10 protein-coding genes are annotated in these 12,691 nt (G+C 52.9%); 7 read left to right on the top strand and 3 right to left on the bottom strand.

Translation table 11 applies throughout. The annotated features are described in order from the left end of the window. Window positions 1-44 precede the first annotated feature (44 nt). The gene (locus tag GJJ30_RS09510) at window positions 45-926 is read left to right on the top strand and encodes a DUF808 domain-containing protein (RefSeq protein WP_154174886.1); all 882 of its coding nucleotides are present in this window, start codon (window positions 45-47) and stop codon (window positions 924-926) included. A gap of 166 nt (window positions 927-1,092) precedes the next feature. Here the strand turns inward: GJJ30_RS09510 and GJJ30_RS09515 are convergent, their stop codons facing one another. Continuing rightward, complete coding sequence (locus GJJ30_RS09515) at window positions 1,093-3,498, bottom strand: M1 family metallopeptidase (protein WP_229313051.1); 2,406 nt, start codon at window positions 3,496-3,498, stop codon at window positions 1,093-1,095. A gap of 181 nt (window positions 3,499-3,679) precedes the next feature. Between GJJ30_RS09515 and GJJ30_RS09520 the strand changes: the two genes are divergently transcribed. The 6 genes from GJJ30_RS09520 to GJJ30_RS09545 are packed head-to-tail and all read left to right on the top strand — an operon-like array spanning window position 3,680 to window position 8,032. After that, window positions 3,680-4,249, top strand: a complete 570-nt coding sequence (locus tag GJJ30_RS09520; RefSeq protein WP_229313052.1) for an RNA polymerase sigma factor — start codon at window positions 3,680-3,682, stop codon at window positions 4,247-4,249. Between the two features lie 60 nt (window positions 4,250-4,309). Continuing rightward, the gene (locus GJJ30_RS09525; protein WP_154174887.1) at window positions 4,310-4,882 is read left to right on the top strand and encodes a hypothetical protein; all 573 of its coding nucleotides are present in this window, start codon (window positions 4,310-4,312) and stop codon (window positions 4,880-4,882) included. After that, the gene (locus GJJ30_RS09530) at window positions 4,879-5,781 is read left to right on the top strand and encodes a DUF4097 family beta strand repeat-containing protein (RefSeq protein ID WP_154174888.1); all 903 of its coding nucleotides are present in this window, start codon (window positions 4,879-4,881) and stop codon (window positions 5,779-5,781) included. Before GJJ30_RS09525 ends, GJJ30_RS09530 begins: the two co-directional genes overlap by 4 nt. A gap of 38 nt (window positions 5,782-5,819) precedes the next feature. Then, window positions 5,820-6,572 (top strand): hypothetical protein, encoded by a 753-nt coding sequence (locus GJJ30_RS09535; RefSeq protein WP_154174889.1) that lies wholly within the window; start codon window positions 5,820-5,822, stop codon window positions 6,570-6,572. A gap of 42 nt (window positions 6,573-6,614) precedes the next feature. Then, window positions 6,615-7,184, top strand: coding sequence for a hypothetical protein (locus GJJ30_RS09540; protein WP_154174890.1), 570 nt, complete (start codon window positions 6,615-6,617; stop codon window positions 7,182-7,184). 47 nt (window positions 7,185-7,231) lie between these two features. Continuing rightward, entirely contained in the window at window positions 7,232-8,032 is an 801-nt protein-coding gene (locus tag GJJ30_RS09545; RefSeq protein ID WP_154174891.1) for a hypothetical protein, read from the top strand. Window positions 8,033-8,096: 64 nt separating this feature from the next. Here the strand turns inward: GJJ30_RS09545 and GJJ30_RS09550 are convergent, their stop codons facing one another. Both GJJ30_RS09550 and GJJ30_RS09555 read right to left on the bottom strand, forming a co-directional pair. Next, the gene (locus GJJ30_RS09550; RefSeq protein ID WP_154174892.1) at window positions 8,097-9,401 is read right to left on the bottom strand and encodes a RagB/SusD family nutrient uptake outer membrane protein; all 1,305 of its coding nucleotides are present in this window, start codon (window positions 9,399-9,401) and stop codon (window positions 8,097-8,099) included. A gap of 63 nt (window positions 9,402-9,464) precedes the next feature. Then, entirely contained in the window at window positions 9,465-12,491 is a 3,027-nt protein-coding gene (locus GJJ30_RS09555; protein ID WP_310588222.1) for a SusC/RagA family TonB-linked outer membrane protein, read from the bottom strand. Window positions 12,492-12,691 lie beyond the last annotated feature (200 nt).

A 12,691-nucleotide genomic window follows, 5' to 3' on the forward strand; every position in this document is an offset into this window, starting at 1 on the left:
CTATATTTCGGCAGTTAATCATTTTAATATAATTCAATCTAAAAATGGCATCCGGTTTTTTCGCAATCTTAGACGATATAGTCGCCTTAATGGACGATGTTGCTTTGGCTACAAAAGTAGCTACCCGAAAGACAGCCGGTATATTAGGGGACGATCTGGCTGTAAACGCGGAAAAAGCAACGGGTTTTCTGGCTGAAAGGGAATTGCCTATTTTATGGAGCATTACCAAAGGCTCCCTGATCAACAAACTTATTATCGTTCCAATTGCTCTGTTACTCAATGCATTCTTTCCGGCCGCCATCACAATCATCCTGTTACTAGGTGGTTGTTACCTGGCCTACGAAGGAGCCGAAAAAATAATTGACTATTTCTTTCATACAGAGAAACAAAAGCCGCAGGAAATCCCGGAAAGCAAACAGGCCGGTCCAATTGTCGATCAGGAAAAAGCCAAGGTAAAATCGGCCATCACGACGGACTTTATCCTCTCCGTGGAAATTGTCATCATTGCGCTCGGGACGGTTGCTGAGCAAAGCACTATGATACAGATAGCAACGGTATCCGCTGTTGCCCTGCTGGCGACGGTCGGCGTCTATGGCCTGGTAGCGCTCATTGTACGCATGGATGATGCTGGCTATAAGTTGATCAAACGGTCGAATGGGGAAGGTTTATTCGCAAAGCTCGGCCATGTGCTGGTTGGTGCATTACCCGTTATCGTCAGGATATTAAGCGTCGTGGGAACGTTGGCCCTGGTGTTGGTGGGGGGCGGCATATTTGTGCATAACATCCACTACCTGAACACATTATTTCCGAGCATTCCTGCAACAATAAGAGAGTTTGGGGTTGGTTTAGTTGTTGGATTGGTTATTGCAGGCGTTTTTGCCTTGTTTAAGTCACTGCGACGTTCCTCCAAAGCGTCTGAAAGTTAACAGTTACGTTCGTGGCTGCGGTTTTTACGAATGGTACACGCCAGTAAAACGAGCGGAAACCAGGGCGTAACAACGCTCAATAATGCAAACTGCTACCTGTAAAAGTGGCGTGGCTCGTTCTAAACACTTTTACAGGTAGCAGTTTTTTCACTTAAAATTTCTTTTTTTAATTCTTCGGCGCTCCGCTCTGCCGCGCCGGGGGTTGCGTCGATTGTCGCTGTTGCTGCATCGGGTTCGGCCCCTGCGCACCGCCACGGCCACCGCCCTGCTGCTTGAACAACTGGAAACGCGTCGGTTTTTGCGCCTGACGCGGGAATGAATTATTTTCCGTATCGATGTCGGCAATCTCCTGGAAAGGATCCAGCGTCCACTGCGTCACTTTCTTGCTGGTGGCAATCACCTTGTTGATCTGCAAGTCGTTGAACCGCCAGATTTCCGCCGGAAAACGAGCCACCGAATCCGTGCCGTCTTCAAACTCCATCCGTACGATCACCGGCATCGGCAAACCGCCTTTGTTTTTCAGCGTCAGCGTATAAAAGTTCGTCTTCGAATTCAACGTTTTGCGTTCATCTTCGGTCAACGACGACAGGTAATCCTCGTATTTCTTTTTATCCGCATCGGTCACCGCGTACGGATCGTAGCGGTTGTAGAAGTCCTTCATCGTCGAATCCTGCGCCACCACGGTTTGCGCTTGCGTAGCCGCATCCCGCGTTTTGCTCATGGTTTTAGCTTTTCCGGCGGCTTCGGCGCGCGCCAGCGCTTTTTCAACCTCTGGATTCTGGGTGTTCAAGGTGTACCAGTCCACTTCCGCCAGATCCTGATCGACGGGCTCGACGCCGTAGAACCAGCCTTTCCAGAACCAGTCCAGATCGACGCCCGAGGCATCTTCCATTGTCCGGAAGAAATCCGCCGGAGTCGGATTTTTGAAGGCCCATCGGCGCGCGTATTCCTTGAACGCATAGTCGAACAGCTCGCGGCCCATGACGGTTTCGCGCAGGATGTTCAAGGCCGCAGCGGGTTTGTCATAAGCGTTGGGGCCGAACTGGAGAATATTGTCCGACGAGGTCATGATGGGCGTCAACAGGGCCGGATCGGACTTCATGTACGGGACAATGCGCTGCGGTTCACCGTAACCGCTCGGAAAGTTATAATCCCACTCTTTTTCGGCCAGATACTGGCAAAAGCTGTTCAAGCCTTCGTCCATCCAGGTCCACTGCCGCTCGTCGGAATTGACGATCATCGGGAAAAAGTTGTGGCCCACTTCGTGAATAATCACGCCGATCATCCCGGCTTTGTTGCTTTCGGAGTAGGTGCCGTCGGGTTCGGGCCGACCGCCGTTGAAGCTGATCATCGGGTATTCCATGCCGCCGTAGCGCGTCGCGTGGCAGGAAATAGCGACCGGATACGGATACTTGAAGGTGCGGTTTCCGTACGAGCGCAGCGTGTGTTCCACCGCCCGGGTCGAATATTGCTCCCAGAGCGGATTGCCTTCTTTCGAGTAAAACGACATGCTCCAGATTTTGTGTCCATCGCCGTAGACGTCGGTTTGCATGGCGTCCCAGATGAACTTGCGCGACGACGCAAAGGCGAAATCACGGACGTTATCGGCTTTGTAAATCCAGGTTTTCTTGCCCGACGGTTTTCCTTTTTCGGCGGCCACCGCTTCGTCCTGCGTGACAATTTTGACCGGCGTTTTCGACATCGACGCTTTCTGCATCCGCTGCGTCTGGGCCGCAGTTAATACCTGCCTGTAATTCTGGCACTCGCCCGTCGCGCCCACAATGTGGTCGTTCGGAACCGTAATGGCGACTTTGTAATTCCCGAAAATCAGCGTGAATTCGCCTTGCCCCAGAAACTGTTTGTTCTGCCAGCCGTTGACGTCGTCGTAGGCGCATAAGCGCGGAAACCAGTGCGCAATGAAGTAGTTCCGGTTGCCATCGGCCGGGAAATATTCAAAACCGCTACGGCCATAATAGGCGGTAATGTTGTAATTCCAGTCGACGCCGAAAGCGAAATTCTGACCCGGTTTTAGGGGCACGGGCAGATCCACCCGCATCATGGTTCCGTTGATGGTATACTTCAGCGGTTTTCCGGCCGCATCCCGAACGGCGGTTATTTTATGACCATACTCTTTTTTGGGGTCGACTTCGGCACCGGGTTCGGAATTGTTGAGGTTGTGCAGGCGGGTCAGGCTGGTTCCGGTGGCCGAAACCGCCGATTGGGTGCTTAAATTCGCCGTTGAATTCTTCTCAAACAGGTTCTGGTCCAGTTGCAGCCAGATGTATTTCAGCGCATCGGGCGAGTTGTTGAAATACGTAACGGTTTCCGACCCGATAATTTTCTGGTTGGCGTCGTCGAGTTCGACTTTGATATCGTAATCGGCCCGGTTCTGGAAGAAATCCCGGCCCGGCGATCCCGAAGCTGTGCGGAACGTGTTCGGCGTGGGCAGTTGGGGGCCTAATTGTTCAAACCGGTCGTTGGCCTTGTAGCGAACCGTTGAAGGAGACTGGGCCTGGATTTGCACGGATAAGTACACAAATACCACCGCCAGAGCAGGCATTTTGAGAGCCATAGATTGATGAAGCTTTTTGGAAAGTGAACGCTAAAGATAACGTGAAAGCCGAATTACCCCAAATTTTCAGACACGATTGCGCGCAGGGAGACGGTTTTTGGAAAGTATTAATTTCCCTTTCCAACCTTTTTTCTGCTTTTCGGCACTTTAGCCTAAACGTTCACCCAACCAAGCCAACTGTTTGACCTTTACACCCGATACTACGGAAACGGAACTCGTTGACTTCTGTCTGCGACGGGATCGGCCTGTGGAGCAGCGAATGGCGCAACGGTGGTTGTATGAGCGGTATAAACGAGCGATGTTTTCGGTGGCGCTGCGCACTCTGAACGACTATGACCACGCCAATGATGCGCTGCAGGATGCGTTCGTGGAAGTGTTCCGCCATCTGGATTCGTTCCGGTTTCAGTCGACGCTGGGGGCCTGGATCAAGACTATTGTGGTTCGGCAGGCGCTGCGGAAACGACAACTGGAATGGCGGTTTGAAACCATCGACGAACACCTGCACGACCGACCCCTTGAAGTACCGGACTTTATCACCGGTGCGGTTTTGGATGCCGCGATCCGGTCGTTGCCCGACGGAGCGCGGGCGGTTTTTGTCCTGGCCGAAGTGGAAGGATACAAGCACCACGAAATTGCCGCCATGCTGAATATTTCGGAAGGAACGTCCAAATCGCAGGTCAGTTACGCCCGGAAATTATTGCGGAAAAAGTTGTCTGAACCGCCGGGCGGCCCCGGGGATTACACGGATTAGGAGATTAAGAGGAACAACAGGAAATATACGTAGATGGATTGGTCCAGAGCCATACAAAACTTGCCTGAGCACGAACCCCGACCCGATCTCTGGGATCGGATCGACGCTGATCTGCGGGCGGATGCGGTGATCGACCGGACGTTGGACGACTTGCCGGTTTTTGAGCCTCAGGATGATGCCTGGGAGCAGATTGCCGGGCGTTTGGAAAAACCGGTAGTTCGACCTTTGTGGCCGCGTTCGTTCCGGTGGATTGCCGCAGCCGCCGTCGTTGCGTTGGTCGCGGGCATCTGGGCGGTTTGGCAACCGGTTTCGGATGAAAAAGTGACCATTGCCTACGCGACCGAAACCGTCGAAACGGAATGGGCAGCGACGCCGGAACCGCTGCCGTCTTCCACTGATCAGAAAGTGGAAACCTTTATCAATGAGCAGTGTGCGCAGCAAATCGTGGTGTGCCAGAAACCGGAAGTGAAGGAATTGAAGCAGCAGCTCCGCGAATTGAGCAACCGAAAAATGGCCGTCGAACAGGAATTGCTGGTTTTTGGCAACGATCCGGCGCTGGTACAGGCGCAAATCAAAATTGAAAACGAACGAGCTGAGGTCACCAAAGAACTGGTCCGAATTTTACGCATATGAGAACATTGTTTTTTCTACTGGCTTTCGTAACCCTTTCGGCATTTGCCGCTGCGCAAACCCGGCTGCAGGTGGTAACGAAAACCGTGGAAAAAGAACTGACCTACAGCACCGGCCAGCGCGTGAACCTGACGGCCCAGAAAGCCGACATCACGATCAAGGGCTGGAATAAATCAACGGTTCTGGTGCGGCTGAAACTGATTGCCAAACACCCCGAGCGCGAGGTGGCCGAACGCGAACTGGGGTATCTTAACTACGACATTCAAACCCGCAACAACGTTATCGACCTGTCCAACCGCTTCACGATTCCGCAGCGGGCGGGCGCGATCAAAGGAAATCTGAAGGCGGTTTATGAAGTCTGGGTGCCAACGCGTTGCCCGGTTTCGGTCCGCAATACGTTCGGCGATGTCAGCCTCAGCGATCTAGCCAGCGAAGCCAGCATTCAGCTGGAATTCGGAAAGTTGTCGGTTGCCAATCTGAGCGGAAAAACGACGGTTATCTCGGATTACGGCGACATCGACGCCAGCGAATTAAGCGGTTTTTTCACAATCAAAGCCGAAAAAGCCGACATCACGCTCCGCGAGCTAAGTGGCAGCGGCACCATCCAGAGTCGCTACGGCAAACTGTCGATTCAGCCCGACGCCAGCCTGACCAGCCTGAGCGTTCAGGCCGCCCGCACCGAAGTTTTCCTGTATCCCAAACGCCTGGACGATTTTCAGTATGAGGTGGAGACGACCAACGCGATCATCCGCGTCCCGGATGCTTACGGCGATTCGTTAGATGCGAATAAACGGCGGTTTACCTATTCGGCTTCGTCGCATAAACCGACTCTTTTAATTAAGAATTCGTACAGTCCGGTGGTGATTCAACTGGCCGCCGGTGGAATCACCCTGGCAAAATAAACAGAAATCTATTCCTAAAAATTTGAAAAGAGACGGCTATGAAATACATCATTTTTACGCTTTTATCTTTCTTAAGTGCCTATAACCTGTGTGCACAATCGGCTGATGATCCAAAGGTTACCTACTCGCAGGAAGAATGTCAGTTGACGACCAGTGAATTTCAACGGTTCATTTGCTACGTAACACGGGCGAATGTGGAAGAGAAGACTTTGTTGAAGATAGGTGTTCGGCCCAATTCGTTTGTTCCCTTTTCCAACGATAACCGAAATTCTCAATTAGGGCTTAATCTGGAAATCATGGCTGAACATAAAGTTCATCCCTCGTTTTCTATCCTTGCCGGCGTGGATTATAATGTTCTTTACACAAGGTTGAAAGCTTATGGAACGCCGGATTGGGACTTTAGCCAGCAAATAAGTGCCAAAATTGGAACGCGTTATTATTACGGTATGGCCCGGCGTATTCGGGAAGGGAAATCTGCCAATAATTTTTCGGGAAATTACATTGGATTGCAAGCCAGTCGTCCGGTGTCGAACTACTATAAAGGTCGTCATTTCGATTTCCAGACCTCAAAATTTATCAATACCAAACACGTTTCGCGCCTGTTTGAATTGGATCAACCGGCCCTGGATTTGCTATGGGGTTTCCAGCGTCGATTAGGACGTTTAGGCTATGTCGATATCAATGCTGGCCCCCGGTTGACGCGCTATAGTGGAAGATATAACGGTCCTTTATATAATGCTACTTATCGGGTATCTTTTCAATTTAATGCTTTGATTGGATTAGGGTGGTAGTTTCAAAACTATTTTATAATCTGATCGTAAAATCGACTAGTTATGAAAGGTAATGTATTGGTTTATAGTACTATAATCAAATTGTGTACAGGTGTTTTTCTGCTTCTGGATGGTTGTAGAAGAGAGGAAGAATACCGCACTCCACGCCCATTCGAAATTGTAGGAAGCTGGACGGCATCAGGGCCTAGTTATGAATCAGGAGGATTACCTCCGACAAGTGCGCAATTAGCAAATTTTAAAGGGCTGGAAGCAGGTACTTATACATTTCATGCCGATCAAACGTATAGCAAACGCTCCACGGATTCCGTCGTATCAGCCAACACGATTTTAGTTAAGCTGGAAAAGGGCAACTATCGACTATCCGGTGATACACTGATACTTACTACCACCAACAACCCGCGTCAAACGCCCCTGAATACCTACTACAATTGCTATTTGAAGACAGGGAACGATGATCCTTTATCACTGCAAACTCTCAGGATTCGCACGACGAAGGAGCTTCTCTTAAAATCACTCGATGAACAAGTTCAGGCGGACCCCCTGGTACAACAAAATCGAGCCTTTTTGAATGCACGCGATATGTTCAAAATAAACCAGACATTACAGCGATAGTGGTCAATTACATATCAAACTCCTAGCTTGTTGTCTTCCTGATGCTTATGAAAACTATATCCATGACCATTCTCTTCTTCCTAACCGGTTTCTTGTCCATTCACGCCCAGCAAACCACCTATTCGCAGGAAGACAGCACTGTTACAGTGAGCGAATTAAAGCGGGTTTACCGGTACATCACGCGGGCCAATGTGGAAGAGAAAACGCTTTTCAAACTGGGATTCTGGCCCAACGCTGGAGACCGGGATTATACAGTAAGACCGAATTTTCGGATTGGTCTGAATGCCGATGCATCAGTCGAACGAAAAATAACGCCCTCTTTTTCGGTACTGGCGGGTTTTGATTTGGTGCTTCGGTATAATCGGTTCAATCAATTTAAAGTCCCCTTTAACAGTTCATTTAATAGTTACGAGGACACTGACAAAATTTTCCGTGGGTTCGTTTACGCGAAACTGGGAACCCGGTTTTACTACGGCATGGCAAAACGAATTCGGGAAGGGAAATCAGCCAATAATTTTTCGGGAAATTACGTCGGGCTGCAATTTACCAAAGCACTTTCGGTTCGGGTTATTCAACACTTTTATGATACCAAAACCGGCCAGTCCGTACGTACGGACAACGATGATCTTGCTTATGCGTATAATGCTCCGCTGGTTTCGGCCATGTGGGGAATGCAACGGCGGTTGGGTCGCCAGGGATTTGTTGATATCAATGCCGGACCGGAAGTTACCTTTCCAAGACGTATGAAAGATCCTTATTTGCTGGGCCACGCATTTGAATTTTACAAAAATAATTACCAGCCCAGTCTTACGCTTCGCGTCAACGCGGTTATCGGGTTGGGCTGGTAATTGAGTGATTTTCATTCCGACCGGTTTTCAGCTTGAAAACCGGTCGGAATAAATCTTTTTCGCATCAAATCGCCGGATCGGCCGGGGTGCTGGGGTTCGTAAGCCGTTCCTGATCGGGATACGGATAGAAATTCCGGTTTCGTTCGGTCAGGTTGGTCGGCGGGGCGGGGCGGCCAAACCGGCGGCTGTCTTCGAGCCGCAGGCCGGTCAGGAACAATTCGGTTCCGCGTTGTTTGTAAATTTCCGTCAACAAAGCCTCGGATGTAACCGCTCCGGCGTAGGCCGCCAGGCCGGGGTAGATGCCAAACGGATCACCGGTTTTTTGCGTCCGAACGGCGTTGATGTCGGCCACGGCTGCGTTCAGGTCGCCATTGCTGCGGACCAGCGCTTCCGCCCGAATCAGCCGCACTTCGTCGGGCATATACACCGGAATGGGCCGGTCAATGGCGTCAAAAAATCCCTTGAGCGTTTTCAGGGCTTCGCCGTTGACGGCTTTATCCGGTGTGGTCAGGTAAAACGCCAGCCGACCGTCACCCGCTTCGAGCAGGTTGGCGGGTAAGCCCAGGGTTGCGCGGGGCGCGTAATTCGCCGAAATCTGTACCTGCTGGTAAATCGGATTCGGGCTTTGCGTATTGTACACAAATTGCGAGCGGGCCGTCAGATTCACCGCGTTGGCAGCCGTGAGAGCCGCCGGATAATTGCCAGCCGCCAGATTATACCGCGCCCGGTACGCCTGAATGGTGTTGACCAGATCGAAATCAGCACCCGTCACCTGACTCGTAAAAGTCGCCGATGGGGCATTCGTAGCCACGAGCGAAGCCGCTTCGTCCAGCAGTCGGATCGCTTCAGCCAGGGCAGCTTTTCGGTCGGAAAACGTAACGGCAGCTCCGTTTTTGTTGGTTTGCAGCGGCAGTTGCACAAACGCCGTGGCGAGTCCGCCGAGGGCCATCGCCTTGAACAGGTTGGCGTGGGCGACGATTCCACTGCGCAGGGCAGGTTCGTTGGCTAAAACCGTCGGTGCGTTGGCCAGAATATCCTCTGCCATGCCCATCACCCGCAGCATCCGCAGCCAGAGGCTCAGGACGTTTCCGTTGAACGTCGGCAGGCCCGTGCCGCCCGCTTCCAGCTCCAGAATGTTCGTAAAGGTCGTAATGCCCTTGATTTCGCGGGTCGTGGTGCCGGGGGCCAGCAGCAGCGATTCGAGCGCGGAGGTCGAATAAAACTGCCGCATGCCGATGCTAAGCGTAATCATGCCGTCGCGGGTGCTCAGCACCTGCGCGTCGGTGGGGCCGTTGGGATTGGTAATGTCGAGTTTACAGCCCGCCAGCAGCAGAAAAGCGAGAAAAATTAAAAATCGTGTTGGCTTCATATCAAATGGGTTGGAAAAAACAGGAGTTAGCCGAAACTGCTCCCGGTTTGCCGGATAAAATCATTAAAACGTTGCGTTGATACCCACCGTCATCGTGCGCGGAATGGGGACCTCCACAAAATCGAATCCCCGAACGGCGTTGGATTGCCCGGCTGCGTTCGTTTCCGGGTCATAACCGCTGTAGTTATCGATCGACAACAGGTTGCGGCCCGCTACGCTGAACCGCACGTTGCGGAAACCCCAGAATTTGGGCGTCACCGTGTAAGCCGCCGAAAGCTCACGGAGTTTGACAAACGAGCCGTCTTCGATCCAGTTTTCAAAAATGCTGAACAGGGCCGTACTCGTGCCTTTCGGAACTTCCCCGCGTAACTCGGGTTCGTAACCTTTCAGCCCGCCGTACAGGTCGCGGTCGCCGACGCGCTTGGTGAAGTTAAACACGTCGAAATGTTGCATGGCGTCCCACTGCATCCGGAACGACCAGCGCGATCCCACCGCTACTTCGTTGATCAATGAATAAATGGCGGTTGGGTTCGGGTTCCCGATCACCTTGCTCAGAATCGTGCCGCTCGGCTGGCCGTCGGCGCCCCGTTGAACAGTATACGTGCCATTTGCGCCCTGAACACCGCGTTCACGCTGGGGCAAACCGCCGGGGGTCAGCAGCAGACTTCCGTCGGGATTACGGGCAAAAAACGTGGCGTAAAAAGCCCCCAGCGAATACCCATTAACCGCAGCCACCTGACCAAAACCGCCCGCGAACGGCAGAACCCCGTTGCCTTCGACGCCGTCGGTGACGTTCTTGTTGTGCGTATACGTCGCCGTGAGGTTCCAGCGAACGTTTTTCGTCTCGACGGGAATGGCCCGCACCAGCAGCTCAAAACCGCGGTTGGTCATGGTTCCGATGTTCACAAACCGGTTGTTATACCCACTGCTAGGCGAAAGCGTGCGGTTCAGAATTAGATCCTTCACCTCTTTGTGGTAATAAGTGAATTCCACGCCGATGCGGTTTTTGACCAGACTGAAATCCGTTCCGATTTCGAGCTCGGTTTGCCGTTCGGGTTTTACGCTGAAGTTCCCCAACTGCGCGGGAGCCGCATAGCCTACCAGTCCGCCTACCGATACCGGCGTATAATTGGTAAACCGGTCGTAGGGACCGATGGCCGTCAGGTTACCCGCCTGCCCCCAGGCCGCCCGAATTTTGAAGTCCGGCAAAACGTCGGCCAGCGACGACCCTTTCCAGAACGACTCATCCGATACGACGTACGAGCCGCTGACTTTGGGATAAAACTGCCAGCGATTGTCGACGCCGTAAACCGAAGCCGCATCGATCCGCCCGGCCGCCGTGACGAAAAACCGGTTGAACAAACCGAAGGTTTGCTGGGCAAATACGCCGATAAAACTCCGTTCGGTACGGGTTTCGGCGGCTACAATATTGGCCCCGTTGTTCACGGTCTGGCCGAAAACGCCCAACTGCTGCGCAGTAATCCCCGTTCCGAAGCTGCGGTCGTATTGCAATGTTGCCCCGATACCGGTCGTGGATTTCAGCCATTCGGTCGGGCTGGCCTGGTAGCGGATGTTGAGGTCGTTGTTCAACTGCAAAACCGACGCTTCACTTTTACGCGAATACCCGACGTTGTACGATGGCGTCGTGTTGTTGGGCGGAATGTAACCCGTGGCGAGTTGGGAATACGTATCCAGACCAAACGTAAAGTCGATGCCTAAACCGGGCAGGGGCGTCAGGTTAAGCTGGGCGTCGCCGATGAAACGGCTGGTCCGCTGGCGGAAATCGAAGCGGGCAATGGCTTCCAGCGGATTGGTGCGCCGAACCACCGAAACCGGCGCCGTCGACGGATAAATGCCCGTGGCCGGATCGGGTTGCGGGTTGATGAAGTTGTTACTGAAAATAAAACCGGTCAGCGCGCCGTACGCTTCGTTGATCCCGCCGTTCGGAATTTCGTGGCTGCTGCTGTAAGTATACGCCGAACCGATGCTCAGCGTTGCCCATTTGGTCAGCGTCTGCTGAATCCGCATCCGGCTGGAAGCCCGGCTGAAATCCGCTCCCCGAACAATTCCCTGGTTGGCAAACAGGGACCCGGAGAAAAAATACTGGGTCGTGGGCGTTCCGCCCGAAACCGACAGGTACTGCTCGTGACCGGTGGCGGTTCGGAAAATATCTTTCTGAAGATCGTAGCGCGTTACCGGCGTCTGCGTGTTGTCGGTTACCGTCGTGTTGGTGAAGTTGGAAGGGTATTCGTTGTACGGCAGCGTTTTACGAATATCGCTCACCCGAAACTGCGTCGAAAACGTAATCGTCGGACGGCCTTCCTGCCCCCGTTTGGTGAAAATCTGCACCACGCCGTTGTTGGCCCGCGACCCGTAAATGGCCGCTGCGGCCGCGCCTTTGATGATTTCGATGCGCTCGATGTCGTTCGGATTGATGTCGACCAGGCGGTTTTGCGAATACCCCCCCAAATCGATCAATTCCCGGGAGTCGTTGTTGACGATCACGCCGTCGACAATATACAGCGGATCGGACGAGCCGACGATGGTGCTGGGGCCGCGCAGCCGGACGCTGATCCCCCCGGCCGGGTTGCCGGAGTTCTGGGTAATCTGCGCGCCGGATACTTTCCCCGCCAGCGCCTGATCGATCGAGGTGGCGGCTGAGAGTTGCAGGTCTTTGGCCTGAACCGTGGCAATGGTGTTGCCGAGCTGTTTCCGGCTGGTGGCGCCCGAGGTTCCGGTAACGACCACTTCGTCGAGGCCCAGCGCATCATCCGCCAGACTGATATTGGTCGAAACGGTGGTGTTCTGCGACAACGTAACGCTCTGCCGCTGGGTCTGGTAACCGATGGAACTGAACTGGAGCGTGTAGGTGCCGGGGGCCAGATTAGCGGTAAACCGGTAGGCACCGGTCTGGTCGGAAATACCGCCGGAGGTCGTACCGATGATTCCCACCGAAGCGCCGGGCATCGGTTTGCCATCGGATTTTGTCGTCACCTTACCCTGAAACGTGTACGTCGCATTCTGGGCCTGAATTTTCCAGGCGACCAGCATAAAAAGAACAATCAGCAGCCGGTGAAAGCTGCGTCTCACATGAAATAGTTTTGATTTCATAGAATGTTGATAAAAAACCTACAAATAACACGAGGATCGGTCGTCCTTCTAGTAAGTAACTGATTTTTTCGGAAAGAAAAAACCGCCTGGGGCCGTGAGAAGGCCCTGTACACAGAGACGAAGTCCGCACGAATTACAGGCTTTTCCGGGACTTTGTAGTGCTTTGGGACGGTTTTTGT

The sequence above is a fragment of the Larkinella terrae genome, from assembly GCF_009668025.1.
Lineage (GTDB): Bacteria > Bacteroidota > Bacteroidia > Cytophagales > Spirosomataceae > Larkinella > Larkinella terrae.